The following is a 26,936-nucleotide window of genomic DNA, read 5'->3' on the forward strand; positions in this document are numbered from 1 at the left end:
CATAAACACATCTTCGGTCCCTACCGTAGAGACATGGCAGCAACCACGGACACACATCCGCCCACGCGCACGCCCGGACGCCGGGAACGCGCCCTGCGGGCCGAACTGGCCAAGCTCGCCGGTCAGATCCGGCCGAGCTGGCGTGGCTGGATCCACGCCGGGGCCTTCCCCCTGGCCGTCATCGGCGGCCTGGCCCTCGTGATCGTCTCCCCGACGATCCCCTCCCGCCTGGCCGCTGCGGTCTTCGCCCTCACGGGCATGGCTCTGTTCGGCACCTCCGCCGTCTACCACCGTGGTTCGTGGCGGGCACGCATCAAGCTCCTGCTGCGCCGGTTCGACCACTCGAACATCTTCCTCATCATCGCCGGCACGTACACGCCGCTCGCGGTCCTCATGCTGCCAGCCCGCGACGCGACGGTCCTCCTGTCGATCATGTGGGCGGGCGCGGGCCTCGGTGTGGCGTTCCGTCTCCTGTGGACGACCGCACCCCGCTGGCTGTTCGTCCCCGTCTACATCGGCATCGGCGTCGCCGGCACCGGGTACGTGCCCTTCATCTGGCAGCAGAACCTCGCCGTCGGCATCCTCGTCGTCGTCGGCGGTGCCATGTACATCACCGGCGCGGTGATCTACGGGCTCAAGCGCCCCGATCCGTTCCCCCGGAACTTCGGGTTCCACGAGATCTTCCACGCCTTCACCGTCCTCGGCTACGGCTGCCACCTGGCCGCACTCCTCGTCGGCGCCGTCTGGCTCACCCTGCAGGGCGTCTGACGTCCTTCCGGCCCTCTGCAGGGGCGGACCCGGACACGACGAGGGCCCGACCACCGCGATGGTGGTCGGGCCCTCGTCGTGTGTCTCCGCCTCAGCGGTCGGTCGACGTCCCGTCGTCCTCCGCGCCCGAGGCGCCCTGTCCCTGGTCAACGGAAGTGCGGTCCGCGGCACCTGCCTCCGCGTCCCGTGCCGGGGTGGAGTGCGCCTCGGCGTCGGTGGAGGCCTCTGCGTCCGGGGCCTCCGTCGACGGTCGGTCGTCACGGCTCACCGGCAGCCGGGAGCGCACCTCGACGCCGTGGTTCGCCCGGATCCGGCGGACGCGGCGGGCGGCGTCACGGATGAGGAAGATCGTCGCGACGACGACGGCCAGGGTCGCCAGGAACCCGATAGTCCCGGGAGTGACGAGCGCGGGGTCCGGCGGGGTGACACCCTCGATGTGCGTGGGTGTCGGGGTCGCCGCGAGCAGGTCCGCCCCCGTCGCGAACAGGTCCGTGACCGACGGCGCGGTCATCGCAGACCCTCGGCCGGGACGACGGTGCCGTCGTCCTTCGTGACACCGGCGAACAGGTCCGTCTCGACGAAGTCGACGCCCGCGGGCAGGGGCTCCCGACCGGTGTGGTCGACGGCGAGTTCGAACTCCTCGGAGCTCCAGTAGTCCTTGGCGATCTCCCGGGCCTCGCTGAAGAAGCCACCCTTCGGGTCGATCTGCGTGGCGTGGGACAGCAGGGCCCGGTCACGCAGCGGGAAGAACTCCTTGCACTCGATCCGCGTCGAGAGCCAGGAGTCACGCTTCCAGTCGCGCTTCTCGTAGTGCTCGAGCATCTCGCCGAAGGGGGATTCCCGGCCGTCGGCCAGGAGCGCCTCGTGGATGGTGCGGTACTTCCGCTCGGACAGGTCCTGGTTGTAGTAGACCTTCTGGACCTGCCAGGGCTCGCCGAGTTCAGGGTTCGCCGCGGCGTCCGCGGCGAGTTCGATCGCCCGCATGGTGACGACGTGGTTCTTGATGTGGTCGGGGTGCGGGTAGCCACCCATCTCGTCGTAGGTCGTCACGACGTGCGGGCGGAAGGTCCGCAGGATGTGCACGAGGGTGCGCGCGGCGACGTCGACCGGGATCCGGTAGAAGCAGCCACTGGGGGTCTCGGTCTCCGGGTCGCCCTCGGGCAGACCGGAGTCGACGAAGCCCACCCAGGAGTGCTCGACACCGAGGGTCGCGGCGGCCCGCGCCATCTCCTCCCGGCGGAGACCGGCGATGTCGCGCACCGCCTTGGGGCTGCCGTCGAGTGCGGGGTTGAGGATGTCCCCGGCCTCGCCACCGGTCATCGTCGCCACGCGGACGCGCGCGCCGAGCGAGGCGTACATCGCGGTCGTCGCGGCCCCCTTCGACGACTCGTCGTCCGGATGAGCATGGACCGCCAACAGGCGCAGGCCGGTATACGGCAAAACGTATCCCTTCGAAGAACCACTAGACTTGTGATTCCGAGTCTATCGCCGCTCACCGCGGCCGTGACCGTTCCACCCAGCGATGTCGGGAGTCCCACATGTCCACCACGGTGCACCGTCCGGCCGAGCGCTACGGCACCCGCGCACCCCGTGTCACCGGCCCCCGTCGCCGCCGCCGGACCACGGTGCTCGTCACGGCGGCACTGTCCCTCGGTGTGCTCGCGGCCGCCGCCTTCGCCTTCCGCCCGGCCACGACGCCCGTCGACCCGACGACCCAGAAGTACGAGTCGATCGACCACGCACACACCGAGGTCACGTTCTCCGTCGTCGAGGACGCCGAGAAGGACATCGTGTGCGCCGTCCAGGCGACCAACGAACAGTACGCCGTGGTCGGCTACACCGAGGTCACCGTGCCGGCCGACCCGCAGGCGGCCGCACACGAACCGGCGATCACCACCGTGACGGTCCGCACCACGCAGCTGGCCGCGAGCGGGCACGTCGAGTCCTGCCGCTTCGTCGACTGACCTCGACACCTCCCCGGCGTGCCGCGCGACACATACGGGCCACATCGACTACTCTGTTCCGAACACATCCGATCGGAAGCGTGATCGGACAGTACTCCCGGGTGACGGCACTCCCGCAAGCACCGCGCTGACACCATCGACGCGGCAGGCAGGCGGATGTCGGTCCCCGGGACTTGTCGTTGTCGGACACCCGTGTGCACACACGCCGACGAGGATGCGAGACCCGTCACGGAAGGAGACGAGATGTCCACGAGCGAAGGAACCTGGCTCAGCCCGGAGGCCCACGCGCGCCTCACGCAGGAGCTGGAGGAGCTGTCCACCACGGGCCGACAGGAGATCGCCCAGCGCATCGACGCCGCCCGCGAGGAGGGTGACCTCAAGGAGAACGGTGGATACCACGCCGCCCGCGAGGAACAGGCCGCGAACGAGGCCCGCATCCGTCAGCTCGAACAGCTGCTGGAGAACGCGCACGTCGGAGAGGCGGACAATGACAACACGACCGCCGGCCCCGGCAAGATCGTCACGGTCGTCATGGGACCCAAGGAGACCCGCTTCCTGCTGGGTTCTCGCGAGATCGCCGGCGATTCCGACATCGACGTGTTCTCCGAGGCCTCGCCCCTGGGTTCGGCCGTCAACGGCGCGAAGGTCGGCTCGACCGTCGAGTTCGAGGCCCCCAACGGCCGTACCCTCTCCGTCGAGGTGAAGAAGGTCGAGTCCTTCTGACCCGCGCTCGTGTGAGCACGGAGCTCCCCGGAGCACGCCGCGAGGGCCCGTCACCGCATCGGTGACGGGCCCTCGTGCTGTCCGACGGAGTGCCCACTGGACTGTAGGGAGCGCCCAGTCGACGGTTCAGCGGGGATCGGGGTCCGGGGAGGTCGGCGGCTCTCCTGCCGGCGGTGCGGAGACGTACTCCGCGTCCGAGGCGCCCCGGGCGGGTGCCTCGCGCGCGGGCCTCCCCTCCGCCGCGGCACTCCCGTTCGGGCCGGTGCCCGGGACACCGGCACCGGGGGGACGCGCACCGTTCGGGCCGGTACTCGCTGCACCCGCACCGTTCGCACCCGGTCCGGAGCCCCCGGGACCGGGATCCACCGGACCGGATCCGCCGGGGTCCTCCCCCGGCGGTGCCGCGTCCCCGTCCTCGTCGACCTCGTCGCCACGACCCACGAGTTGGAGGACGACGGAATTGAGCGTCGCGACGACCGGGACCGCGAACAGGGCACCCGGGATCCCGAACAGGAATCCGCCGGTGGCGACCGCGAGGACGACGGCCAGCGGATGTACCGCGACCGCCTTGCCCATGATGAGCGGCTGGAGGACGTTGCCCTCCAACTGTTGGACGAGCAGCACGACGCCGAGAACGAGCACCGCGGGCACGAGACCCTGCGTCACGAGGGAGACGAGCACCGCCATGATCCCGGTGACGACCGCACCGACGATCGGGATGAACGAGGCCATGAAGATGAGCACGGCCAGGGGGATGAGGAGCGGCATCGGCTCGAAGAACCAGCCGATGATCCACGCACCCAGGCCGATGAGAACGGCGTCGACGGCTGCGACGATGATCTGCACCCGCACGTACTGCACGAGCGTCTGCCAGCCGCGCAGACCCGCACTCTCGGCCCGGTTCCGCGAAGGCCGGGGCAGCAGGCCGATGAACCACGTGTAGATCCGCCGACCGTCGAGGACGAAGAAGAAGGCCGTGAACAGGGTGAGGACGAGGCCGGTGAGGAAGCTGCCGACCGAGGACACCGCGCCGGCGGCCCCACCGGCGATCCGGGAGGCGTTCGTCTCCAGGAATGCCAGGGCCTGGCCCAGACCCTCGTCGAGGAAGGTGGCAACCTGGGCGGCGTCGATGCCGAAGGGCTCGGTCTGCAACCACACGACGACCGACTGGTAGCCGGCGATCACCTGGTTGACCAGCGGTTGGAACCCCGAGACGATCTGCTGCCCGACGAGACTGAGGAGACCGGAGACGACGACCAGGAACCCGACGAAGGCGACGGTCGCCGCGAGCGCACGCGGGAACTTGAGCGTCGTGCGCAGGAACAGCGCCACGGGCGAGAGCAGGGCGGCGATGAGCAGCGCGATGAGCGCCGGGAGGAGGACGACCGCGACCTTCCCCAGCAGCCAGAACAGGGCAGCCGCCGCGGCGAGGACCACGAGGCTCCGCCAACTCCAGGCCGCGGCCAGTCTCACGGAGGGTTCGACGTAGGGCTCGTAGGCGCCGCGTCCCAGCTCGTCCTCCGTGGGCGGTGCGTACACCGGGGCCTCGACCTCGTAGGGCATCACTCCCCCGGGCCGCGAGACCACGGCCTCGCTCTTCTGCCGCAGGTCACCCCACACGCTGCGGATGCGGTCGGTCAGCGCGGTTCGATTCGTCGCCATGTGAAGGAGGATAGTCTGGGACGCGACGATTCAGGAGGTCAGGAGTGCGACGATCCACACGGGGTGCCCTCGGGTTCCTCACGGCGGCCGCGGTCGCGGGCACCGCCGTCATCGGCCTCCTCCGCGTCCAGTCGGCCCGCCTCCGCGCCGCCTACGACCTCGACGCCCGCCGCCGGGTACCGCCGGTCTCCCGTCTCGTCGACCCCCACCTCGACCACAGCGTCCCGCTCGACTCAGCCCGTGCGGTCACCGATGTCGACCCGCAGGAGACCCCGGCCGTCGCCGTGCTCGGCGACACCTGGTTGGCCGGGCTGTCCGTCGGCCGTCGCCGCAAGACCCCCGGCGTCCTCATCGCCCGCGGGCTCTCGACCGCGCTCGGCTCCCCGATCCGCCTCACGGCCCTGGCCCAGCCGAGTGCGCGTGCCGAGGAGGTCGCCGCCCAGGTCGACACGCTGCTGACCGACCCCGCCATGCGCTACGCCCGCGCCCGTGTCCGCAGCCCCCGCTACGCCGTCGTCTCGATGGGTTCGGCGGATGTCGTCCACCCCGTCACCGGCTCGATCGGCATCCCGGTCCTCACGAATGCGCTCAACCGTCTCGAACGCGAGGGCGGTTACCGCGTCATCGTCCTCACCTGCCCCAACCTCGGTCGGCTCCCCGGCGTCCCGCGCCCACTGCGGACCTTCCTCCGGCGGTCCTCCCGCGTCCTCGCCGGCTCGCAGTGGCTCACCGCCGTCACCTGCGGACAGATCCCCCTGTCCGCGGACGAGGCGATCCACGGCACCACCCGCCCCGGCCCCGTCTCCCGCACCGGCCGCTACCCCTCCCCGCTCGGCTATCAGCACCTCGCCTCCGCCGTCCTCCGGCGCATCGTCGAGGACCTCGACCTGCCCGTCGTGACCACCCCCACCGACCGGACCGACCGGAAGGACCCCGCACCGTGACCCATGTCGTCCTCGCCTCCACCTCGCCGTCGCGCCGCGAGATCCTCGCCCGGACCGGGATCACACCCCAGGTGGCCCCCTCCGGTGTCGAGGAGGACGCGGTGCAGGCACGGCACCCGGGCGCCTCGGTCGCGGAGATCTCCGGGGTGCTCGCCGCCGCCAAGGGTGCTGCCGTCGTCGCCCGGATCCTCACCGGTGACCTCGTCCCGGACACCACCGAGGACGTCCTCGTGCTCCTCGCCAGCGACTCCGTCCTCGAGGTCGACGGCCGGGCCGTCGGCAAGCCCCACACCGCCGAGGCGACCCGCGCGGTGTGGCGCGCGATGGGAGGCCGCGTCGCGGACCTGTGGACCGGCCACCACGTCGTGCGGATGGACCGGGTGGACGGGGCGTGGACCCTCGCCGGGGAGACCGTCGAGGTCGTCGGCACCCGCATCCACACGGTTGCCCCGAGCCCGGCGGAACTGGAGGCGTACATCGCGACGGAGGAACCCTTCGAGGTCGCAGGCGCCCTCACGATCGACGGCTACGGCGGTGCCCTCGTCGAGAGGATCGAGGGGGACCATCTCAACGTCATCGGCCTGAGCCTGCCGACCCTGCGGAAGGTCGTCACCGACCTCGGCGTGGAGTGGTTCTCACTGTGGGATATGAACCGCGGCTGACAGTCCGAGGGACCATCTGCGTCGGAGAGACGGAACAGGGATATGAACCGCACGGCGTGAATCACCGGGTTGATGCCCCGTGTTTGTCGGTCGGTCACAACACCTTCGTGGTCACCTCTAGGTTGTCGGACGTCAGACCTCCGACCGTCCACAGGAGCCAGGGTTGAAAGAGACACCGCAGACCACCGCAGTCGACGCCGGGGCCACCGGAGCCGAACGCCGCTTCTCGCGGGTGCTCGTGGCCAACCGCGGGGAGATCGCCCTGCGCATCATCCGCGCCTGCCGTGACCTCGGCCTCGAGTCCGTCGCCCTCTACACCCGTCCGGACGCCGAGGCGGACTTCGTGGGTCTGGCCGACGACGCATGGTTGTTGCCCGGTGACAACGCCGCGGCGACCTACCTCGACATCGACGCGGTGCTCGGGATCGCCGCACGCTCCGGCGCCCAGGCCGTCCACCCCGGGTACGGCTACCTGTCGGAGAGCCCGGAGTTCGCCCGTGCGGTCATCGACGCCGGGCTCGTGTGGGTCGGTCCCGACCCGGAGGCCATCCGGACGCTCGGTGACAAGTCCGGTGCCCGCGCCTCCGCCCTGGCCGTCGACGCCCCGGTTACCAGGGGATCCGACGGTCCCGTCCGCGACGCCGACCACGCCCTGGAGATCGCCGAGCAGATCGGCTACCCCGTGGCGGTGAAGGCCGTGCACGGTGGTGGTGGCCGTGGGTTCCGCACCGCGGCGAACGCCACGGAGCTGCCGGCCGCCTTCGAGTCCGCCTCCCGTGAGGCCCAGGCGGCCTTCGGTGACGGCACCTGCCTGCTCGAACAGCAGATCGTCCAGCCGCGCCACGTCGAGACCCAGTGCATGGCAGACGGCACCGGTCGCGTGCTCGTCGCCTCGACGCGCGACTGCACGCTGCAGCGCCGCAACCAGAAGATCCTCGAGGAGGCACCGGCTCCCTTCCTCACCGAGGAACAGATCACGACGCTCGAGGAGACCTCCAAGCGTCTGCTCGCCCATGTCGGGTACAAGGGTGCCGCCACCTGCGAGTTCCTGCTCGACCGCCAGGGTCGCCTGTTCTTCATGGAGGCCAACGCCCGGATCCAGGTCGAGCACACCGTCACGGAGGAGATCACCGGGGTCGACCTCGTCGCCTGGCAGCTGCGCATCGCCCTCGGCGAGACCCTGCCGGAGGCCTTCCCCGCACCCCGCGGCCACGCCCTCCAGTTCCGTGTGAACGCCGAGGACCCCGACAAGGGATTCTTCCCGGCCACCGGCACCATCACCCGCTTCCGCGCACCCTCGGGCCCCGGCGTCCGCCTCGACTCCGGTGTGCGCACCGGCTCCGAGGTCGGCACCACCTTCGACCCGATGCTCGCCAAGCTGATCGTCACCGGTGAGGACCGCCCGCAGGCGATCGCCCGGGCCCGCCGTGCACTGCGTGAGTTCGAGCTCGAGGGTGTCACCACGCTCCTCGGTCTCCACGCGGAACTGCTGGACGAGCCGGCCTTCGCCGAGGACCTCTCCGTGTCGACCCTGTGGCTCCAGGAGGAGTTCGTGCCGGCCCGCGAGGCGCGGAAGAAGGACAAGGCGCCGGCCGGCCACACCGGTGCCGAGGGTGAGCCCACGGTGCCCCCGGTCGACGTCGTCGTCGAGGTCGACGGCCACCGCATGACGGTGACCCTGCCCGGCGAACTCGCAGCAGGTGGGAAGAACGGGCAGGGTACGCAGGCAGCACCCCGGAAGGCCCGTCGTGGACTGCGCCGCAAGGGTGCCGTCCGCACCGACGACTCCCCCGTCCTCACCGCACCCATGCAGGCCAACCTCGTGACGGTCGACGTCGCCCCCGGTGACACCGTCGAGGTGGGCGACCGCCTGTGCGTCATCGAGGCGATGAAGATGGAACAGCCGCTCGAGGCGACCCACGCCGGGACCGTCAAGGCAGTCCCGGCCGCCGTCGGCACGAGTGTGAAAGCCGGCACCGTCCTCGTCGAGTTCGAGTCCTGAGAGCAGACCCTCAGGTAGAAGGAAGGCCCCCGACCGGTGATCCGGTCGGGGGCCTTCCGCTTCCCGCCCGCGGTGCGGGAGTGCCGTCAGGGCAAGGCGGAGGAGCGAAGACGTACGGGGGTTTGGTACTTCGAGCGACGACAACGCAGCCCTGGCGGTGCTCCCGCGCCGCAGGGTCAGCGCATGTGGAGTTTGCGGGCAGCTTCCGTGATCGATCCGCTGAGGGAGGGGTAGACGGCGAAGCTCTGGGAGAGTTCGTCGACGGTCATCCTGTTCTCGACGGCCGAGGTGATCGGCATGATGAGCTCGCTCGCCTTCGGACCCACGACCACGCCACCGAGGATCGAACCGGAGGCCTTCCGGGCGAACAGCTTGACGAAACCGTCGGTGACGTTCTGCATCTTGGCCCGGGCGTTCGTGGCGAGCGGGACCGTGACGGCCGTGATCTCACCGCGGCTGCCGGAGTAGTCAGACTGGGTGAATCCGACGGTCGCGATCTCCGGGGAGGTGAAGACGTTCGAGGCGACGTTGCGCAGCTTGAGCGGGGAGACCGCGTCACCGAGTGCGTGCCACATGGCGATCCGTCCCTGCATGGCCGCCACCGAGGCGAGCGGGAAGACGGGCGTGCAGTCACCGGCGGCGTAGATGCCCGGGGCGGTCGTCCGGGACACGCCGTCGACCTTGATGTGCCCGGACTCCTCCATGGCGACACCCGCGGTCTCGAGGCCGAGTCCCTCGGTGTTCGGGATCGAGCCGACGGCCATGAGGCAGTGGCTGGCGTTGACCTTGCGGCCGTCGGCGAGAGTGGCGAGCACACCGTCCTCGGTGCGTTCGACCTTGTCCGCCCGCGAGCGGGAGAGGATGTTCATGCCGCGGCCGCGGAAGACCTTCTCGAGCACCTCGGCGGCATCGCTGTCCTCGCCGGGCAGCACCTGGTCACGGGAGGACACGAGCGAGACCTCGCACCCGAGCGCGTGGTAGGCGGAGGCGAACTCCGCGCCGGTGACACCGGAGCCGACGACGACCAGGTGCTCGGGCAGTTCGTCGAGGTCGTAGAGCTGGGTCCACGTGAGGATCCGCTCACCGTCGGGGACGGCCGTGGGCAGTTCCCGCGGATGGGCCCCGACCGCCAGCAGGATCGTGTCCGCTTCGAGGTCGTAGGCCGAGCCGGAGGCCTCCTCCACGTGGACGGTGTGGCGACCGGTGAGGGTCGCGGTGCCCTTGATGGCCTTGACCCCGTTGCGCACCAGACCGTTGTAGATGTCGGTGGCCTGCGCGTGGGCGAGCTCCAGGATCCGGGAGTTGATGGCCTTGAGATCGGCCCGGACGTGGGAGTCCGTGGTCTCCTCCCCGTCCGCTCCCGGGGTCACCGACTCCAGCCGGATACCGAGTTCCGAGGACTCCCGGATCTCGACCATGAGGTCGGCGGTGGAGATGAGCGTCTTCGAGGGGACGACGTCGGTGAGGACGGCGGACCCACCGCACCGATCACGTTCGATGAGCATGACATCGGCACCCAGCTGCGCGGCCACGAGAGCGGACTCGTACCCGCCGGGGCCTCCACCGATGATGACGACACGGTTCTGCGAGGGATCCAGTACGTTCTTCACGGGCTCATTCTCCCAAATCGGCGGGCGGCAGAGAAATCTCGATATCGAGATTCCTCATTCAGGAAAGAATCCTGCCTTCATCGCGGTGGAGGGCAGTGATGAGGTCGTAGTTGCGGGCATTGCCGTGGACGCGGGCCAGGTCCTCCTCGCGCAGCTCGCGCCGTACCTTCGCGGGGACACCGGCGACGAGCGATCCCGCGGGCACCTCGGTCCCCTCGAGGACGACGGCACCGGCCGCGACGAGCGAGTCGCTGCCGATCACACAGTTGTTGAGGAGCGTCGAGCTCATGCCCACCAGGACGTCGTCACCGACGGTGCAGCCGTGGACGAGCGCCCGGTGCCCGACGGACACCCGAGCCCCGAGCGTCACCGGCTTGCCCGGGTCCGCGTGCATGACCGTGTTGTCCTGGACGTTCGACCCCTCCCCGATCGTGATGGACCCCCGGTCGGCGCGCAGCACGCAGCCGTACCAGATGCTGCTCCCGGCGTGCAGGCGGACGTCCCCGATGAGAGTGACCCCCGGGGCCACCCAGGCACCCGGGTCGATCTGCGGGGCACGCCCCTCGATCGCGATGATCCGGACATCGCGCAGGTCACCGACCGCGCGCCCGTCCCTGCCGGACGTGCCTGTGCCCGTACCCGGGGTGTCCGGGGCGTCCGGTGCAGCGGTGGGGTCCTGGTCGGCCATGGCGATCTCCTCGGGTCCGGGTGTGTTCCGACACTCACCTCACCACAGGGAGGGCCCGGCGACAAGAGTGCGGGCGCACGACCCGGCGGAATCGATGTCCATGTCATATGCATCAATTTGCACTGGGCGGAGAACAATTGGAAGATATTCGTTTGTCGGCAATTTCACACAGGTCGACTCTTGTGCCCTCCCACGGGCAGTGCGAACCTAGTGGGGATCAGAAGGACTGACACCCGAACACAGGTGTGAACAGGCCGGTGACGCCCCGCGCGGAACCGGTGGTCCGATGCGTGGACCGGGCTCGCGGCGAACCCGCCGCTGGAGACAGGCCCACACACCGACCGCAGGCTCGCACCGGCATCCGGAAAGGACACCATGGACTGGCGCCATCGCGCGGCATGCCTCAACGAGGACCCCGAACTCTTCTTCCCCATCGGCAACACGGGCCCCGCGCTCCTGCAGATCGAGGAGGCCAAGAGCGTCTGCCGTCGTTGCGACGTCGCGGAGAGCTGCCTCCAGTGGGCTCTGGAATCCGGACAGGACGCCGGCGTCTGGGGTGGTCTGAGCGAGGACGAACGCCGCGCACTCAAGCGCCGCGCCGCCCGCGCCCGCCGCGCCGGCTGAGGCCGCCCCGGCCCCGGCACCCCACCGCTAGTGCTTTACGCCGCCCGAACCCCGGCACCCCACCGGCGAAGTCCGACACCGGTCCTGGCCCGCTGAATCGCTTCGGCCCCCTGAGATGAGCATCTCAGGGGGCCGAAGCGATTCACGGGGCCAGGACCGACGGGCCGCGACCCGCTGCGCTCACGACCGCCTCAGGTCTTGTCGACCCGCAGCGGGACGTCGATGACCGCCTCGGTGCCGCCGCCTTCCCGGGGACGCCACTGGATGGAGCCACCGAGGTCGCTCGTGATGAGCGTCCGGACGATCTGGGTGCCCAGGCCGTTGCCCGGCCCCTGCTCGTCGCCCAGTCCCACCCCGTCGTCGGCGACGGTCACGTGCATGCGGTCACCCTCGCGTTCGGGTGTCACCCACACGCAACCGTGGAGCACCTCGCCGCTCGCCTCCTGTTCGGGCGTGAGCGGGAACCCGTGCTCGATCGCGTTCGTCACGAGTTCGGTGAGCGCCAGGGCGAGCGAGGTCGCGTCGGCCGAGGACACGGGCCCGAAACTCGCCGTCCGCCGCAGCCGCACCTGCACCTGGGGCGAGGAGAGCTCCGGCGTGAGCCGCAGACCCTTGTCGACGATCTCGTCGAAGTCGACCTCGCTCTCGACCCCCTGGCTGAGCACGTCGTGGACGACGGAGATGATCGACACGCGCCGCATCGCCTCCTCCAGGGCGTCCTTCGCCTCGGGGGACTCCATCCGGCGGGTCTGCAGCCGCAGCAGCGCGGAGACGGTCTGCAGGTTGTTCTTCACCCGGTGGTGCATCTCGCGGATCATCGCGTCACGGCTGAGCAGTTCGCGCTCCCGCCGCCGGATCTCCGAGACGTCCCGGGCGAGGATGAGCGCACCGGTCCGGTTCCCGGCGCGCACGAGCGGGATCGCCCGCAGGGTCACCGCGACCCGGCCCGACTCCACCTCGGCCCGCCACGGCGCGCGCCCGGTGAGGACGAGGGGCAGGGACTCGTCGACCGGCCGCATCTGCTCGATGAGGTCGGAAACCACCTCGGCGAGGTAGCGGCCCTCGATCTCGTCCTCGTGTCCGAGGCGGTGGAGCACCGACACCCCGTTCGGCGAGGCGTAGCGGACCCGCCCCTCCCGGTTGAGGACGATGAGCCCGTCACCCACCCGGGGTTCGCCCCGGCGGGCACCCGAGGGCGCGGTGAGGTCCGGGAAGGCGCCCTCGGCGATCATCGACAGGAGCATCGAGGCGCAGGACCGGTAGTAGCGCTCCAGCCGGGACGATCCGGACCGGCGGCTCTCCTCTGTGTGGCGGGTGATGAGCCCGAGCACCCGGCCGTCCCGCACGACCGGGACGACCTCGGCGCCGGACAGGTCACCGGTCGCCTCGGGGACGATGACGACGCCCGTCTCGTCGGCGGCGCGCCGCAGGTAGACGCGGTCCTCGTCCCCGGCGAGGGTGCCGATCTGGTCGTGCGGGTACACCGTCGTCCCCGTCGTGGGGCGACAGTGCGCGACGACCCGGAACCCCTCGGTCGGATCGGAGGCCGGGACCCACAGCACGAGATCCGCGAACGACAGGTCCGCGATGAGCTGCCAGTCCCCCACAAGGACGTGCAGCCACTCGACGTCGGTCTCGTCCGTGATCCCCTCGGCGGCCAGCAGGTCCGCCAGCAGACTCACAGGAGGGCTCCCGCGGTCTGCCGGACGATGCCGCGCATGAGGCGCAGCAACACGGACAGGGGCGCCTGGTCGACGGCGTCGAGGGAGGTCACCTCGTCGATCGTCCGCAGCACACCACGCACCGAGGTGTCGTTCGCGGCCCGCCACTGGGCCACCCGCTCGTCGGCACGCACCTGCGGGGTCCCACGCTCACTGCTCGTGGTGCCGAGCACGGCGAGCACGATCGAGTGGACCGCCTGGTAGAAGTCGTCACGCAGAGCGCCACGGGCCAGTGCCGTCCACCGTGTGCTGCGGTCGAGGGCGCCGACGAGACCCAGCAGCTCGTGGCCGTGGAACACGTCGGTGACGCCGTAGTAGACCTCCGCGACCTCCTCCGGGTCCTCGTCGGTGACGAGGGAGGCCTGCGTGACGTCGAGGAGCGCGAACTCGTCGAGGAGCGCCGCGGACCGGAAGGCCAGGGACTCCGGGACCCCGGCGGTCACCCAGGCGTAGGCCTGGTCCTCGATCGCGGACCGGTCCGCACCCCGGGTGAGGTTCGGGACCTCGGGGCGCAGTGCCCGGACGGTCGAGCCGTACCGGTCGACGACCGTGGGCACGTCGACGAGACCGGCGGTCTGGCCGACGAGCCACCGCGAGGACCTGTCGAGCAGCCGCACCCAGCCGTGGCCGAGGACGACCTGCAGGTCGGTCGGCACGACGTTGTCGAGGGCGCAGATGTCGCGGAAGTGGTCCGGCAGGTCGAAGATCCGCGTGACGGCCACGTAGGTCCGCGCCACCTGCGGGATCGACACCCCGGTCTCCTCCGCCATGCGGAACAGGTAGGTGAGTCCGCCCCGGTCGACGACGAGGTTGACGAGCACCGCGGTGGCGATCTCCCGCCGCAGGGGGTGGCGGTCCATGTGCGCGCGGTACTTCGCCAGGCTGTCCGGGAAGTAGTCGACGAGCAGGTCCTGCATCCATTCCTCGTCCGGCAGGTCCGAGGCGAGGATCTTGTCGGCGGCGTCCATCTTCGTGTACGCGAGCAGCACCGCGAGCTCCGGGGAGGTGAAGCCCTGGCCGACCTCGGCCCGCTGGTCGAGCACCTTGTCGCTCGGCAGGAACTCGACGACCCGGTCGAGATCGGCCTCGCGCTCCAGGTACTTGAGCAGACGCCGGTGCGTGTTCGTCATCGCCCGGGCCCGGTCGCGGGCCTCACCGAGGGCGATGTTCTGCTCGTAGTTGTTGCGCAGGACGTCCGCGGCGACCTCCTCCGTCATCGACTTGAGGACGGACTCGCGGTCCTGCGGGGCGAACTCGCCGGCCCGGATGAGCGTGCGCAGCAGCAGCTTGATGTTGACCTCGTGGTCGGAGCAGTCCACACCGGCGGAGTTGTCCACGGCGTCGGTGTTGATCTTCACCCCGGCCAGAGCGGCCTCGACCCGGCCCAGCTGGGTGGCGCCCAGGTTGCCGCCCTCCCCGACCACGCGGGCCCGGATCTCGTTCCCGTCGATCCGGATCGCGTCGTTGGCCTTGTCGCCCACCTGGGCGTCGGACTCGGACGAGGCCTTGACATACGTGCCGATCCCCCCGTTGAAGAGCAGGTCGACCGGGGCCTTGAGGATCGCGGTGATGACCTCGTCCGGGGTGCGTTCCCCGGCAGGGACACCGAGCACGGCGGCCGCCTCGGGGCTCACCGGGATCGACTTGGCGGTGCGGGGGAAGACGCCACCACCGGCGCTGATGAGCGCGGTGTCGTAGTCCTTCCAGCTCGACCGGGGCAGGTCGAACAGGCGCTGCCGCTCGGCGTAGGAGGCCGCCGGGTCCGGATCCGGGTCGAGGAACACGTCCCGGTGGTCGAAGGCGGCGACGAGGCGGATGTGCTCGCTGCGGAGCATGCCGTTGCCGAACACGTCGCCGCTCATGTCGCCGATCGCGACGACGGTGAAATCGTCCCGGGCGGTGTCGACACCGAGCTCCCGGAAGTGCCGTTCGACGGACTTCCAGGCGCCTCGGGAGGTGATGCCCATGGCCTTGTGGTCGTACCCGACGGACCCACCGGAGGCGAAGGCGTCCTCCAGCCAGAAGCCCCGGCGGATCGCGATCCCGTTGGCGACGTCGGAGAACCGCGCGGTGCCCTTGTCCGCGGCGACGACGAGGTAGGAGTCGTCCCCGTCGTGGACCACGGTGCGCGACGGGTGGACGACGGTGTCGTCGTCGGCTAGGTCGTCGGTGACGTCGAGGAGTGCGTTGATGAACACCTCGTACGCCGCCTGGCCCTCCGCGGCCCAGGCCTCCCGGTCGAGTGCCGGGTCCGGCAACTGCTTGGGATAGAAGCCACCCTTCGCACCGGTCGGCACGATGAGGGAGTTCTTCACCATCTGGGCCTTCACGAGACCGAGGACCTCGGTGCGGAAGTCCTCCCGACGGTCCGACCACCGCAGACCACCGCGGGCGACCTTGCCGAACCGCAGGTGCACGCCCTCGACACGGGGCGAGTACACCCACATCTCGTAGGCCGGGCGCGGCTTGGGCAGGAAGTCGAGCTGCCGGGGCAGGATCTTGAAGACCATCGCCTCGGGCAGCTTGCCGTCGGCGGGTCGGTACACGTTCGTCCGCACGATCGCGTCGATGAGGTCGAGGACGCTGCGCAGGACGCGGTCCGCGTCGAGGCTGGAGACCGCGTGCAGGGCGTCGAGGACGTTGGCACGCACCTCGGCGACGCGGGTCTCCCGGTCGACCCCGGCCGGCAGGTCCGGGTCGAACTTGGTGCGGAACATCTCGACGAGGTCCGCCGAGATGTCCGGGTGCTGGGTGAAGACCTGACCCATGTACTGGTTGGACAGCGAGAAGTTCGCCTGGCTCAGGTAGTGGAGGAAGGACCGGATGACGGCCACCTGGCTCCACTCGAGACCGCGCACGACCAGGCGGTCGAGGCCGCCGGCCTCCCGGACGCCGGTCCACCCGGCCACGAAGGTCCGCGCGATCCGGGTGTGGTCGGCCGGTCCCACCGGACGGTCGAACTCCAGACCGAAGTCGTACACGTAGGCGTGCGAACCGTCGGCCAGCTGGATGTCGTGGGGGCGCTCGTCGTGGATCTTCGCCCCGAGGTGCGACAGGAAGGGCACGATGTCCGACAGGAGCGCCGGGGTCCGCCGGTAGACGACGAGCCGGGCGTACTCCTCGGAGAACCCGCGCGGACGGTACATCCTCACCGTCGGGGTCCCGTCGGCGGGCAGCGCCTCGAAGCGGGAGATGTCCTCGACGGCCTCCGAGGCCGAATGCCGGTGGATGTACCCGGGCGGGAAGGCATGGGCGTACTTCTGGACGAGGGCGAGCGCCTCGGCACTGGCCGGTTCGGAGGCCGGGGCCAGGAGTTCCGCGACGTCTTCCTCCCAGGACCGGAGTGCGGCGGTGATCCGGGCGGTCACGGCGTCGTGGTCGGGATCCGGCAGCAGTTCGTCCCGCGGGACGCGGGCGACGAAGTGCAGGCGCGCGGTCGCGGAGTCGGACAGGAGGACGTCGAAGTCGACGCTCTCGGCCGAGTAGTAGTCGCGCAACACGTTCTGCACCCGGACCCGGGACTCCGTGTCGTAGAGGTCGCGCGGGACGTAGACCTGGACGGAGACGTAACGCTCGTAGGGATCGCGCCGGATGAAGACGCGGGCCTCGCGCTTCTCCTGCAGGTCGAGGACCTCGGTGGCGACCTGATCGATCTCCGCGGTGTCCGCGTGGAACAGGTCGTCGCGCGGGTAGGTCTCGAGGATCGTGAGCAGCTCGTTGCCCGAGTGCGAGTTCTGCGGTAGCCCGGAGGCCCGCAGGATGTCCTTGACCTTGCGGGAGACGACGGGGATGTCGAGGACGGAGGCGGTGTACATGCGGGAGGTGTAGAGCCCGACGAACCGCTTCTCCCCGATGATCGTACCGTCGGCGTCGAAGGTCTTGACACCCACGTAGTCCATGTAGCCGTTGCGGATGAGGGTCGACCTCGAGTTCGCCTTCGTGAGGACGAGCACGTGCGGTTCGAGCGTCTTCGCGGCCACCGCCTTCGACAGCGGGGTCACGGTCGTCTCGCGGAGGGCCGAGATGCCCATCGCGGTGTCCTCGACGGGTACGAGTGTCGTCTCGCCGTTCTTGGTCCCCAGCAGGTACTCGCGGTACCCGAGGAACGCGAAGCGTCCGTCGAGCCAGTCGAGCAGCCGGGCCGCCTCGGCCGCCTCCTCGGTGAGTTCGGTCCGCGGTGCGTGGGCGCGCAGTTCGGCGGCGATCTCCCGGGACCGGTCGACCATCGCGTCGTGGTCGGCATCGGCGGCGGCCACGAACTCCAGGACAGTCCGCAGCCCGGCCTCGACCTCGGCGAACTCCGCGGAGGGGATGCGGTCGATCTCCAGGTGGATCCATGACTCGATGGAGACGGTCGCGGCGTCGTCGGCCGCGGCGTACCCCTCCGGGGACAGCACGGGCAGGGCGACGGTGTTCGTGCTCTCGGAGGTCACGTCCTCGGTCGCGAGGATCCGCATGTCGTCGTGCCCGCGGTCGACGGCGACGACGGGGTGGCGGACACTGCGGATGTTGCGCCCGGTGCGGGTGAGCTGGTTGACCACCGAGCTGAGGGTGTAGCGCTTGTCGGTGACGACCAGGTCGATCACCGTCCGGTTGCCCGCGTGGTCCGGTTCCTCCGGGCCCGGGTTCCGGATGTCGATGAGGGCGTCGCCACCGTCGTAGCCGGCAGCGAGGTCCAGGTGACGGGCGGTCTGGGCGGCGAGCCCGATCGCCCCGTGCACCGCGAGTTCCGTCTCGTCGATGCGAGGGAAATAGGCGGAGAGCAGGTTCCGTGGCGGTTCTGCCCCCGTCACTTCGACCCACGCCTGTGTGAGCACCGTCGTGCCGGATTCGACCACTGTGACACCTCTTGTTCGTCCGATCGGATGAGCCGGTGTGAGCCCCGTGCCGGGTCCGCCGCTTCCCGGACCCGTGCCCCGGAGGACACGCCCCCACCTTATGCCCCGGATCCACCCGCGGACGAACGTTCCGGTGCCCTCCTCGGAAGTGGCAGACTCGTGGTCCATGAAGACCGTCGAACTCACCCGCCACTACCGGCTCGCCCCCACCGACCTCCGTGCCCGCCTCCTGGCGGAGTCCGCATGGCGGGACTCCCGCACCGTGGTGCGGACGGAGACGGTCGGCGCGGGTGCCACACACCTGATGGCACGCTCACCACTGGACCTGTCACAGCTGCCCGAGGCGGTCCACCGGTTCCTGCCGGCCGGTGCCGAACTCGTGGTGGACCTCACGGCCCCGGCCGCCGCCGAGGCGCCCCTGGCTCTGCGTGCCGAGGTGCCCGGGGCACCGGCGGAGATCACCGCCGAGCTCGAACTCGCCGCCGCGACCGTCGACGGGGGCCCGGGCTCCACGGTCACCGCACAGGTGCGGATCGTCTCCGAGGTGCCGTTCCTCGGCGGGATCGTCGAGGCGGCCCTCGAACCCCGGGTCGCAGACATCATCGGCGACCGGCTCGACGCCGTCGCCGAGGAGACCGCCCGCGCCTGAGGCCCGGGCCTCCGCCGAGGCGTGGGCGGTGTCAGGCACTGGAGGTGGGGTGCCGGGGTCCGGGCGGTGTCAGGCGCGGAACACCTCGGGGAGCACCGCCCGCTCGCTCGCGTCGAACCACAGCAGGCCCGCCTCGCGGAGCGCCTCGGCCGCGGCGGCGGACTCCGTCGGGAGATCGGCGAGGACCTCCGGGTCGTCGACGTGGTAGGCGACGACGGTACTCGGATCGACCACCACGTCCGGGATCGTCTCGACGCCCTCGACGAGCGGCCGGGCGCCGGCCAGCCGCGCGGCCGGCACGTCACAGGCGATGACGACCCGGGGCCGGCGGGCCGCGACCGCGGCGTCGAGGACCGTCTCCGCGGCGACGGCCTGCGCATACCACTCCGCCTCCTCCAGCGCCTCCCCGGCCAGCCCCCGGTGCATGCGGTCGGGCACGTAGGCCGCGTGCGGGGCACCGGCGCGGTCGACCGCGTCGAGGTCGTCGAGCAGGACGGGGACGTAGGCCCGTACGTTCGCGTTCGTCATGCGCCCATTGTCCCCCGGGCCCGGGTGCGGTCGCGGCGCCGGGGTCGCCGTGCCCGCCGACGTCCACCCCGCCGGTCCGTCCGCCGGGTGCGGGTGACCCGGGCGGGGACCTCGGGCAGCGCCTCGGCGAGTGCGGCGATCGCGGCGGCCAGCGGGGAGTCCGGCACGTGCTCGACGACGGTCCGCCCGGCGAGCAGGGCACGGTCACAGGCCTCGGTGTCCGCCGGGAGGAGCACCGGTTCCACCCCCGCGGGCAGTGTCGCGAAGCGGGTGAGGGTGTCGCGGATCGTCGGCGCGGGATCACCGCCGGTGGCCGAGGCCCGCACCTTCGTGAGCACGGGGGTCACCCGGTCCCCGGCCGCCCGGACCCGCTCGGTCGCCAGCAGCCGGACGAGTTTCTGCAGCCCCGGGGGATCCGCGGCGGCGACGAGCAGTACCCGGTCCGCGATGTCGAGGACCGCCCGCGTGGCCCCGTGTCGGTCGTAGTGGGGATCCGCCAGGTCGTCGTCCGGGTCGATCCGGTCGGCCACGTCGACGACCAGGACTTCGCACCGGGTGCGCAGCACCTCCACCACCTCCGTGAGGACACCGGCGCGCACCTCCGGCCACCGCTCCGGACGCCCGAGACCGGTGACGACGTCGAACCGGTCCTCGATCCGTGCGATCTGCGCAGTCACGGTCTCCGCGTCGAGGCCGCCCGCGGCCGCGGCCCGGCACAGGGCGGCGATCCTGGGCGATTCGTCGAGCAGCCCGAGGTGGACCGCCTGGGCGGCGGCCACGGTGTCCGCGTCGAGCAGGAGCACGTGCCCGTGGTGCCGGGCGATCCGCTGGGCGAGGTTGGCGGCGACCGTCGTCCGCCCCGGAGCCGAGCCGGTCCCCCACACGGCCACGACCGGGGCCGGCCGCGTGCCCGGACGCCCACCGGCCTCGCCGCCGAGGCGCTCCACCCCGGGGGCCTCCCCCTGCACCGTCTCCCCGTGCACCGTCGTCTCCGGCCCTGCCTGCCCCATGGACGGTGGCCCGGAATCCGGTTCCCACGGCGGCGCGGGCGGCACGTCGAAGCCCTGGGCATCCGCGGCCCCGGCGTCCTCGGTCCGTCCGGGCCCCGGTCCGGGGTCGGGTGGGTCCACGTCCCGACGGGTCACCGCGTGGGGTGCGTCCGGGCCGGGTGCCGGCTCGTCCCCGGCGGCAGCCTCCCGGAGGACACGGGCGAGGTCCTCGGCCGGAGCGCCGGGGTCCACGGTGCGCGGCAGGCTCCACCCGGTCGACCAGGCCCCCGCGACCCCGAACCCGACGACGGCGACACCGGTGGCCCGCAGGCGGGCGACCACCTCGGCGTCGGCCCCGGGGAACCACCGCCCCAGGAGTACGACGTCCCCGATCCCGGCCGCGGTGACGGCGAGCAGTTCGACCTCGTCGGCGGGCCGGCGCACCACCTGCAGGTCCGAGAGCGGATCGAGGGCACCGGCGACCCGCGCCTCGAACTCGACGTCGACGGCGAGCACGACGGCGGTCACGGTTCCACCCCGTCGACGGCCGGGACCGCGGTGGGTCGCGTGGACTCCGCGGATCCCTCGGACCCACCCGGCAAGTCGCCCGCCCCCGGGACGGCGGCCACGGACACATGGTGGCCCGCCGCGAGCGCGCCCACCAGGTGTCCGAGGGTGTCGGCCGGGACGAACACCTCGACTCGGGCGGTCCCCGACCCCGCGAACCCGCCGGCCTCGTGGTCGACGGCGAGCACCCGGACCCCTTCGAGCGTGAGGACGGGGTCGACGGTCTCCGCCCGGGGGTCGGTGGTCCACACGTCGACCCGACTGCCGGTGGCCACGGAGGCCGGGACCGTGCCGCTCACGTCGAGGGCCACCACCCGGCCGGTGAGGTCACCGGCGTCACCGAGCGCGGAGGCCGGGACGAGCTCTCCGACCCCGACGGGTGCGAGCACGACGGCCCCGGACCCGAGGGGTTCGGCGACGTCGAGATAGGCGTCGCCGCCCGCCGGCAGGCCCACCTCGACGGGCACCAGGTGTTCAGCCTCGACGACGGCGCCGGGGACCAGGGGTGTGGCCGCGGCCCACACGGTGCGGGTGTCACCCACCCTCTCGACGAGCAGCCAGGTGCCCGCCACCGAGGCGAGGACCAGTGCGAGACCGACGAGCAGACGGGGGTCGCTCCACTTCGGTAGGCGGAACCGTTCGGCGCGGCGTGGGGTCATGGACGGGTCGGACACGGTCGACTCCTGTTCTCGGACGGTCCTGGGGTGCTGGTGATAGCATTTGATGACGAACACGTCGCCAGTGGTGGGGACGACTCCCCGGGGTGCCGGACCCCGCCACTACCCGTCGAAAGGGAAGCACCATGGTCGTCGAACCCCGTTTCCTCCCCCTCGTCGATGTCGCCGAGGTCCTCAACGTCTCCGTCACCCAGGCCCGCTCGCTCGTGCGGTCGGGTGAGCTGCGCGCCATCAAGGTCGGTGGCCGCGGCCAGTGGCGGGTCGAGAAGTCGGAACTGGAGGACTACATCCAGCGCATGTACTCCGCCACCCAGGAGGCCGTCCGCACCGGCGCGGCGGACCTCGACGACCTCTGAGGTCGACCCCTTCACACCGACCACGTCCCGGCCCGGTCCTCGGCACCCGTACGGACGAGTGCCAGTGCCCGGGTCGGGACGACGCGTCTGCGCTCCCGGGTCCGGGCCACGACCACGTGATCGGCCCCGACCGCCGCGATCCGGACGTCCGCGTGGACGGTACCCGTCGTCGTGACGAGGGCGATCGGCGTTCCCTCAGCCCGCAGGCCCCGCAGTGCCGCGGTGACCGGACGCCGTGACCAGCGGTCGACCTGCCCACGGCGCACCGGCAGACCTTCCCACCCCTCCGTGCAGGAGATCCGCACGAGCGCCCGGGCTCCGGCCCCGACCTCCAGCAGCACCCAGTCCTCCCCCACCTGGTCGATCACTCCGGAGACCTCCAGGCCTGCGACCCGGGTGGTGACGGCCCGACCCCGGGCAGCCACGAGGAGCTCCGGCAGGGTCGCCTCCGCGTACTCCTCGACGATCCTCTCGCCGTACTCCCCCGCCCGCTCATGGGCCTCCTCGCCCGCGCGCTGCGCCTCGAGATCGGCGAGGTATCGCGTGAACCGGTCCACCGCGACCACTCTCCTTCCCTGCCGCACCCGGCGCGCATCCCTGTGCGGCCCGGGGGTTCCGGCGACTCATCCGTCCGCGCTCCATCCTGCCCCGGTGTGACCGCGCACACAAGCGGCGATCCATGACGATTGGTCGATGACCACCCTGGGTGACCATTGACAACACTCTTGTGATGATCAACACTCATTCACACTCGGAAGGAGTCGTTTTCATGCGTTTGATGGTGTTTCTCGTCGTTCCCGTCCATGCCGCGGTGGTGATCGGTCTGTTCCTCGGTGCGCCGGCCCTGTGGCGGGCGACCACCGGGGGTGACGTCGCCGCGGCGGCACTGCTCGTCCTCGCGGCCGGGGTCGCCCTCGTCGGGATCCGGCCCACACTGGCCGTCCTCCTCGCCGCGGGTGCCCGGGTGGTGGGCGCACGTCTCCCCCGCCTGGGCGCGGGTCTGTGGGCCGCGGCGATCCGCACGGCCCCGGCCTTCCTCCGGCGGTCGCTCGTGACCACCCTCGGGACCGGCGTGGTCGTGCTCGGGATCGCCGGTGGAGCCCACGCCTCGCCCGCCTGGCCGACGACACCGGAGGTCCCGACACCCACCCTCGCCGAACCCCGGGAGCCATTGCCCGTCGCCTCCCCCGCCTGGCCGGTGTCATCGCCTGTCAAGGCGGACGACCAGCCTGTCAAGGCGGACGACCAGCCTGTCAAGGCGGACGACCAGCCAGGCCCCGTGGACGACCCCGCCCACGCCCCCGAGGCGCCCGCACCCTCGACCCCTCACGCCGACAATGACACCACTGCGGAGGAATACGTCGTCGAGGCCGGGGACTCCCTGTGGGGGATCGCCGACGCACTGGTCGCCGACGGGGCCGGGGAAGAGGGTTCCACCGGTTCCGGGGAAACCGATGCGACCGCCCGGGCGGTCGCGCGACTGCACGAGCTCAACCGGGCCGTCATCGGTGCCGACCCGGACCTCCTCGTCCCCGGCCAGGTGCTCCGTGTGCCGGCGGCCGCGACCCCGGGGGATGCGACATGACCTCCGCGTTCGTCCTCACCCGACCGCTCGCCCGCCCGGCACCCGCACGACCGGCCGTTCTCGGCCCCGGGGCGTCGGCGCCGGGAGCTCCGGATCCGGCTGCCACCGGTCCGGTCGCCTCGGCCGCGGGCTCACCGCCACCGGACGACCACGACGGGTTCCTGGAGACCGCCGTCCGGTCGCTCGTCGTCGCCCTCCTCCAGGTGCGGTCCGGGGAGCGGGCCGCGGCGTCGATCGCCCGCTGGGTGTCGCCGGAACTGCTCGACCGCCTGCGGACACACGCGACGCTCCGCCAGGAACTGGCCCGCGGTGCCCCTCCCCACGACCAGTCCACCCGCCCCGGTGTCCCCCGTCTGTGTCACGTGGATAAGGGGATCGTCGAGGCGAGCGTCGTCCTGCGCGGGGCCCGGAGAGCACGCGCGGCCGCACTCCGCCTGGAGTACGGCCGCGGCCGGTGGACCGTCACCCGCTTCCTGTGCGTGTGAGGCCGTGGGTCCCCGGTGCCCGCCGCCGTGGCGGACACCGGGGACGGTGTCACTTCTTCTTCCGGCGTTCCGCCCGGTTGCCCCCGGACGCGCGCGGTGCAGTCCGACCCGCGCCGGCCCCGTTCCCGGACGAGCCGGTGCCCTCGGCCCGGACCTCGACGCCACCGGAATCGGTCGGGGCGGACAGGCGCAGCTGCGGCTTACGCGGCTTGAGCTCCTCGGCCTCGACCTCGACGGTGTCGTCGGAGGGATCCTCCGGGTCGGCACCGGTGTCCTTCTTCACCGTCACCTGGAGGGTGTTCGTCAGGCGTACGGACTCCTCCTTGATGCCCCCCTGCATGGTGGAGAACATCTCGAAGCCCTCGCGCTGGTACTCGACGAGCGGGTCACGCTGGGCCATCGCCCGCAGGCCGATGCCGTTCTTCAGGTAGTCCATCTCGTAGAGGTGTTCGCGCCACTTCTTGTCGATGACCGACAGGACGACCCGCCGCTCGAGTTCGCGCACGGCGTCCTCGCCCAGTTCCTCCTCGCGGCGGTCGTAGGCGAGATCCGCATCGGCCCGGATCTCCCGCAACAGACCGTCACGGGTGAGGTTCTTCTTCCCCCCGACGTCCTCGATGAGTTCCTCGGCCGTGATGGACGGGTGGTACAGCTTGCCGAGGGCCTCGAACAGTGCGTCGACGTCCCAGTCCTCGCTCGGGCCCATGGCCGCGCCGTCGACGTAGGCGGCGAGCACCTCGTCGCGGAACAACTGGATCTGCTCGGCCAGGTCCGCCCCGTCGAGCACGCGGCGGCGCTCGGCGTAGATGACGGTGCGCTGACGGTTGAGCACGTCGTCGTACTTGAGCACGTTCTTGCGCTGCTCGGCATTGCGCTGCTCGACCTGGGTCTGCGCGGACAGGATCGCCCGCGTCACCATCTTCGACTCCAGCGGTTCGTCGTCGGGGACGTTCGCGCTCGCCATGATCCGCTCGGCCATGCCGGAACCGAACAGGCGCATGAGGTCGTCGGTGAGGGACAGGTAGAAGCGGGACTCGCCGGGATCGCCCTGACGACCGGAGCGGCCGCGCAGCTGGTTGTCGATCCGGCGGGACTCGTGCCGTTCGGTACCGAGCACGTAGAGGCCACCGGCCTCCCGGACCTCCTCCGCCTCGGCCTCGACCCGCTTCTCCGCGGCTTCGAGGACCTCCGGCCAGAGCTTCTCGTACTCCTCCTGGTGCTCGACCGGGTCGAGCCCCTTGGCCGCCATCTCCGCGACCGCGATGTGCTCGGCGTTGCCGCCGAGCATGATGTCGGTACCACGACCGGCCATGTTCGTCGCGACGGTCACCGCACCCTTGCGTCCGGCCAGCGCGACGATCGAGGCCTCACGGGCGTGGTTCTTGGCGTTGAGGACCTCGTGCTTGACGCCCTTCTTGGCCAACAGCTTAGAGAGGTACTCGCTCTTCTCGACGCTCGTGGTGCCGACGAGGACCGGCTGTCCGGCCTCGTGGCGGTCGAGGATGTCCTCGGCGACGGCCTCGAACTTCACCTTCTCGTTCTTGTACACGAAGTCCGGCTGGTCGATGCGCAGCAGCGGCTTGTTCGTCGGGATCGGAACGACGCCGAGCTTGTAGGTCGACATGAACTCCGCGGCCTCGGTCTCGGCCGTACCGGTCATGCCGGAGAGCGTGTCGTACAGGCGGAAGTAGTTCTGCAGGGTGATGGTCGCCAGGGTCTGGTTCTCCGGCTTGACCTCGACACCCTCCTTCGCCTCGATCGCCTGGTGGAGGCCCTCGTTGTAACGCCGGCCCTTGAGGATGCGACCGGTGTGCTCGTCGACGATGAGGACCTCGCCGTCGAGGACGACGTAGTCCTTGTCCTTCTTGAACAGTTCCTTGGCGCGGATCGCGTTGTTGAGGAAGCTGATGAGCGGTGTGTTGTCCGCGTCGTAGAGGTTCCCGATGCCCAGGTGGTTCTCCACCCGGTCGATGCCCGGTTCGAGCACGCCGACGGTGCGCTTCTTCTCGTCGACCTCGTAGTCCCGCTCCGGCCGCAACCGGGTGACGACCTTGGCGAACTCGCCGTACCAGCGGTTCGAGTCGCCGTCGGCCGGTCCGGAGATGATGAGCGGCGTCCGCGCCTCGTCGATGAGGATGGAGTCGACCTCGTCGACCACGGCGAAGTTGTGACCGCGCTGGACCATCTCCTCGACGCTCCACGCCATGTTGTCGCGCAGGTAGTCGAAGCCGAACTCGTTGTTCGTGCCATAGGTGATGTCCGCGGCGTACTGCTCCCGGCGCTGCTCGGGCTTCATGTTCGCGAGGATGCACCCGGTCTCCATGCCGAGGAACCGGAACACGCGGCCCATGAGGTCCGACTGGTACTTGGCCAGGTAGTCGTTGACCGTGACGACGTGGACGCCCTTGCCGGTGAGCGCGTTGAGGTAGGCCGGGAGCGTGGCGACGAGCGTCTTGCCCTCACCGGTCTTCATCTCCGCGATGTTGCCCAGGTGCAGGGCGGCACCACCCATGATCTGCACGTCGAAGTGGCGCATGCCGAGCACACGCGTCGAGGCCTCGCGCACCGTGGCGAAGGCCTCCGGCAGGAGCGATTCGAGTGCCTCCCCCTCGGCGGCCCGTCCCTTGAGCCGGTCGGTCTCCTCCCGCAGCTCCTCGTCCGTCATCGCCTCGAACTCGTCGGCGAGTGCGTTGACCGCCTTGGTGTAGGCGCGCAGCTTCTTCAGCGTGCGTCCTTCACCACTGCGCAGCAGCTTTTCCAGGAAGTTGGCCACGGTTCTCCTCGGCGTGCGGTTCTCTCGACGGTCCCATCTCACGGCCCGACGTGTCGGACGGACCGTCCCTCAGCATAGGGCCCGACGGGGGTCGGGCGCACGGTGGGCCCTCCTCACTCGT

The 26,936-nt window shown here is 70.9% G+C and carries 23 protein-coding genes; 11 read left to right on the forward strand and 12 right to left on the reverse strand.

Annotation, left to right across the window (positions count from 1 at the left end; all coding sequences use genetic code 11):
- Positions 1 to 33 precede the first annotated feature (33 nt).
- The gene (gene trhA / locus AAD496_RS10500) at positions 34 to 768 is read left to right on the forward strand and encodes a PAQR family membrane homeostasis protein TrhA (protein ID WP_349828664.1); all 735 of its coding nucleotides are present in this window, start codon (positions 34 to 36) and stop codon (positions 766 to 768) included.
- 91 nt (positions 769 to 859) lie between these two features.
- Here the strand turns inward: trhA and AAD496_RS10505 are convergent, their stop codons facing one another.
- Together AAD496_RS10505 and mca are read right to left on the reverse strand one after the other, a co-directional pair.
- On the reverse strand, positions 860 to 1,279 hold the full coding sequence (locus AAD496_RS10505; protein WP_349828665.1) for a hypothetical protein: 420 nt from the start codon (positions 1,277 to 1,279) through the stop codon (positions 860 to 862).
- On the reverse strand, positions 1,276 to 2,208 hold the full coding sequence (gene mca, locus AAD496_RS10510) for a mycothiol conjugate amidase Mca (RefSeq protein ID WP_349828666.1): 933 nt from the start codon (positions 2,206 to 2,208) through the stop codon (positions 1,276 to 1,278). The genes AAD496_RS10505 and mca overlap by 4 nt, the downstream gene beginning before the upstream one ends.
- Positions 2,209 to 2,306: 98 nt before the next feature.
- On the opposite strand from mca, the gene AAD496_RS10515 reads away from it, so the two are divergent.
- Both AAD496_RS10515 and greA read left to right on the forward strand, forming a co-directional pair.
- Positions 2,307 to 2,732: a DUF4307 domain-containing protein gene (locus tag AAD496_RS10515; protein WP_349828667.1), complete on the forward strand. Its 426-nt coding sequence runs from the start codon at positions 2,307 to 2,309 to the stop codon at positions 2,730 to 2,732.
- A gap of 243 nt (positions 2,733 to 2,975) precedes the next feature.
- On the forward strand, positions 2,976 to 3,455 hold the full coding sequence (gene greA, locus AAD496_RS10520; RefSeq protein ID WP_349828668.1) for a transcription elongation factor GreA: 480 nt from the start codon (positions 2,976 to 2,978) through the stop codon (positions 3,453 to 3,455).
- A gap of 126 nt (positions 3,456 to 3,581) precedes the next feature.
- On the opposite strand, the gene AAD496_RS10525 is transcribed toward greA, so the two are convergent.
- Positions 3,582 to 5,117, reverse strand: coding sequence for an AI-2E family transporter (locus AAD496_RS10525; RefSeq protein ID WP_349828669.1), 1,536 nt, complete (start codon positions 5,115 to 5,117; stop codon positions 3,582 to 3,584).
- A gap of 44 nt (positions 5,118 to 5,161) precedes the next feature.
- On the opposite strand from AAD496_RS10525, the gene AAD496_RS10530 reads away from it, so the two are divergent.
- The 3 genes from AAD496_RS10530 to AAD496_RS10540 all read left to right on the forward strand — a co-directional run bounded on the left by AAD496_RS10530 (position 5,162) and on the right by AAD496_RS10540 (position 8,725).
- Positions 5,162 to 6,061, forward strand: a complete 900-nt coding sequence (locus tag AAD496_RS10530) for an SGNH/GDSL hydrolase family protein (protein WP_349828670.1) — start codon at positions 5,162 to 5,164, stop codon at positions 6,059 to 6,061.
- Complete coding sequence (locus tag AAD496_RS10535; protein WP_349828671.1) at positions 6,058 to 6,723, forward strand: Maf family protein; 666 nt, start codon at positions 6,058 to 6,060, stop codon at positions 6,721 to 6,723. The genes AAD496_RS10530 and AAD496_RS10535 overlap by 4 nt, the downstream gene beginning before the upstream one ends.
- A 163-nt stretch (positions 6,724 to 6,886) precedes the next feature.
- A complete protein-coding gene (locus AAD496_RS10540) occupies positions 6,887 to 8,725 on the forward strand; it encodes an acetyl/propionyl/methylcrotonyl-CoA carboxylase subunit alpha (protein ID WP_349828672.1) in 1,839 nt (612 codons plus the stop codon).
- A 176-nt stretch (positions 8,726 to 8,901) separates the two neighbouring features.
- Here AAD496_RS10540 and AAD496_RS10545 read toward each other — a convergent pair whose 3' ends face one another.
- Both AAD496_RS10545 and AAD496_RS10550 read right to left on the reverse strand, forming a co-directional pair.
- Positions 8,902 to 10,335 carry an NAD(P)H-quinone dehydrogenase gene (locus AAD496_RS10545; RefSeq protein ID WP_349828673.1) on the reverse strand — a complete coding sequence of 478 codons (1,434 nt, stop codon included), beginning with the start codon at positions 10,333 to 10,335 and terminating at the stop codon, positions 8,902 to 8,904.
- Positions 10,336 to 10,393: 58 nt separating this feature from the next.
- Complete coding sequence (locus tag AAD496_RS10550) at positions 10,394 to 11,023, reverse strand: gamma carbonic anhydrase family protein (protein WP_349828674.1); 630 nt, start codon at positions 11,021 to 11,023, stop codon at positions 10,394 to 10,396.
- A 375-nt stretch (positions 11,024 to 11,398) separates the two neighbouring features.
- On the opposite strand from AAD496_RS10550, the gene AAD496_RS10555 reads away from it, so the two are divergent.
- Positions 11,399 to 11,647: a WhiB family transcriptional regulator gene (locus tag AAD496_RS10555; protein WP_349828675.1), complete on the forward strand. Its 249-nt coding sequence runs from the start codon at positions 11,399 to 11,401 to the stop codon at positions 11,645 to 11,647.
- Positions 11,648 to 11,838: 191 nt separating this feature from the next.
- Here the strand turns inward: AAD496_RS10555 and AAD496_RS10560 are convergent, their stop codons facing one another.
- Positions 11,839 to 13,329, reverse strand: a complete 1,491-nt coding sequence (locus AAD496_RS10560; RefSeq protein ID WP_349828676.1) for a sensor histidine kinase — start codon at positions 13,327 to 13,329, stop codon at positions 11,839 to 11,841.
- Positions 13,326 to 18,206 carry an NAD-glutamate dehydrogenase gene (locus AAD496_RS10565; protein WP_349828677.1) on the reverse strand — a complete coding sequence of 1,627 codons (4,881 nt, stop codon included), beginning with the start codon at positions 18,204 to 18,206 and terminating at the stop codon, positions 13,326 to 13,328. Before AAD496_RS10565 ends, AAD496_RS10560 begins: the two co-directional genes overlap by 4 nt.
- Positions 18,207 to 18,372: 166 nt before the next feature.
- Between AAD496_RS10565 and AAD496_RS10570 the strand changes: the two genes are divergently transcribed.
- Positions 18,373 to 18,855: a DUF2505 family protein gene (locus AAD496_RS10570; protein WP_349828679.1), complete on the forward strand. Its 483-nt coding sequence runs from the start codon at positions 18,373 to 18,375 to the stop codon at positions 18,853 to 18,855.
- A gap of 69 nt (positions 18,856 to 18,924) precedes the next feature.
- Here the strand turns inward: AAD496_RS10570 and AAD496_RS10575 are convergent, their stop codons facing one another.
- The 3 genes from AAD496_RS10575 to AAD496_RS10585 are packed head-to-tail and all read right to left on the reverse strand — an operon-like array spanning position 18,925 to position 21,613.
- Positions 18,925 to 19,383, reverse strand: a complete 459-nt coding sequence (locus AAD496_RS10575) for a DUF6912 family protein (RefSeq protein ID WP_349828680.1) — start codon at positions 19,381 to 19,383, stop codon at positions 18,925 to 18,927.
- Positions 19,380 to 20,900 carry a CpaE/TadZ family protein gene (locus tag AAD496_RS10580; protein WP_349828681.1) on the reverse strand — a complete coding sequence of 507 codons (1,521 nt, stop codon included), beginning with the start codon at positions 20,898 to 20,900 and terminating at the stop codon, positions 19,380 to 19,382. Before AAD496_RS10580 ends, AAD496_RS10575 begins: the two co-directional genes overlap by 4 nt.
- Positions 20,897 to 21,613, reverse strand: a complete 717-nt coding sequence (locus AAD496_RS10585; protein WP_349828682.1) for a CpaB family protein — start codon at positions 21,611 to 21,613, stop codon at positions 20,897 to 20,899. The genes AAD496_RS10580 and AAD496_RS10585 overlap by 4 nt, the downstream gene beginning before the upstream one ends.
- Positions 21,614 to 21,741: 128 nt before the next feature.
- Here AAD496_RS10585 and AAD496_RS10590 point away from each other — a divergent pair, with 128 nt between their 5' ends.
- Positions 21,742 to 21,972: a helix-turn-helix domain-containing protein gene (locus AAD496_RS10590; RefSeq protein WP_349828683.1), complete on the forward strand. Its 231-nt coding sequence runs from the start codon at positions 21,742 to 21,744 to the stop codon at positions 21,970 to 21,972.
- Positions 21,973 to 21,983: 11 nt separating this feature from the next.
- Here the strand turns inward: AAD496_RS10590 and AAD496_RS10595 are convergent, their stop codons facing one another.
- The gene (locus AAD496_RS10595; protein WP_349828684.1) at positions 21,984 to 22,529 is read right to left on the reverse strand and encodes a hypothetical protein; all 546 of its coding nucleotides are present in this window, start codon (positions 22,527 to 22,529) and stop codon (positions 21,984 to 21,986) included.
- Between the two features lie 212 nt (positions 22,530 to 22,741).
- Here AAD496_RS10595 and AAD496_RS10600 point away from each other — a divergent pair, with 212 nt between their 5' ends.
- Positions 22,742 to 23,557: a LysM peptidoglycan-binding domain-containing protein gene (locus tag AAD496_RS10600; RefSeq protein WP_349828686.1), complete on the forward strand. Its 816-nt coding sequence runs from the start codon at positions 22,742 to 22,744 to the stop codon at positions 23,555 to 23,557.
- Complete coding sequence (locus AAD496_RS10605; RefSeq protein ID WP_349828687.1) at positions 23,554 to 24,042, forward strand: Rv3235 family protein; 489 nt, start codon at positions 23,554 to 23,556, stop codon at positions 24,040 to 24,042. Before AAD496_RS10600 ends, AAD496_RS10605 begins: the two co-directional genes overlap by 4 nt.
- Before the next feature lie 49 nt (positions 24,043 to 24,091).
- On the opposite strand, the gene secA is transcribed toward AAD496_RS10605, so the two are convergent.
- Positions 24,092 to 26,815, reverse strand: coding sequence for a preprotein translocase subunit SecA (gene secA / locus AAD496_RS10610; protein WP_349828688.1), 2,724 nt, complete (start codon positions 26,813 to 26,815; stop codon positions 24,092 to 24,094).
- Positions 26,816 to 26,936 lie beyond the last annotated feature (121 nt).

This window comes from Brevibacterium litoralis (assembly GCF_040212315.1).
Lineage (GTDB): Bacteria > Actinomycetota > Actinomycetes > Actinomycetales > Brevibacteriaceae > Brevibacterium > Brevibacterium litoralis.

What these genes read in the sequence shown, in the direction of transcription:
- trhA (WP_349828664.1), top strand. Translation starts at nt 34, where the DNA reads ATGGCAGCAACCACGGACACACATCCGCCCACGCGCACGCCCGGACGC.
- AAD496_RS10505 (WP_349828665.1), bottom strand. Translation starts at nt 1,279, where the DNA reads ATGACCGCGCCGTCGGTCACGGACCTGTTCGCGACGGGGGCGGACCTG.
- AAD496_RS10515 (WP_349828667.1), top strand. Translation starts at nt 2,307, where the DNA reads ATGTCCACCACGGTGCACCGTCCGGCCGAGCGCTACGGCACCCGCGCA.
- greA (WP_349828668.1), top strand. Translation starts at nt 2,976, where the DNA reads ATGTCCACGAGCGAAGGAACCTGGCTCAGCCCGGAGGCCCACGCGCGC.
- AAD496_RS10525 (WP_349828669.1), bottom strand. Translation starts at nt 5,117, where the DNA reads ATGGCGACGAATCGAACCGCGCTGACCGACCGCATCCGCAGCGTGTGG.
- AAD496_RS10550 (WP_349828674.1), bottom strand. Translation starts at nt 11,023, where the DNA reads ATGGCCGACCAGGACCCCACCGCTGCACCGGACGCCCCGGACACCCCG.
- AAD496_RS10555 (WP_349828675.1), top strand. Translation starts at nt 11,399, where the DNA reads ATGGACTGGCGCCATCGCGCGGCATGCCTCAACGAGGACCCCGAACTC.
- AAD496_RS10570 (WP_349828679.1), top strand. Translation starts at nt 18,373, where the DNA reads ATGAAGACCGTCGAACTCACCCGCCACTACCGGCTCGCCCCCACCGAC.
- AAD496_RS10575 (WP_349828680.1), bottom strand. Translation starts at nt 19,383, where the DNA reads ATGACGAACGCGAACGTACGGGCCTACGTCCCCGTCCTGCTCGACGAC.
- AAD496_RS10590 (WP_349828683.1), top strand. Translation starts at nt 21,742, where the DNA reads ATGGTCGTCGAACCCCGTTTCCTCCCCCTCGTCGATGTCGCCGAGGTC.
- AAD496_RS10600 (WP_349828686.1), top strand. Translation starts at nt 22,742, where the DNA reads ATGCGTTTGATGGTGTTTCTCGTCGTTCCCGTCCATGCCGCGGTGGTG.
- AAD496_RS10605 (WP_349828687.1), top strand. Translation starts at nt 23,554, where the DNA reads ATGACCTCCGCGTTCGTCCTCACCCGACCGCTCGCCCGCCCGGCACCC.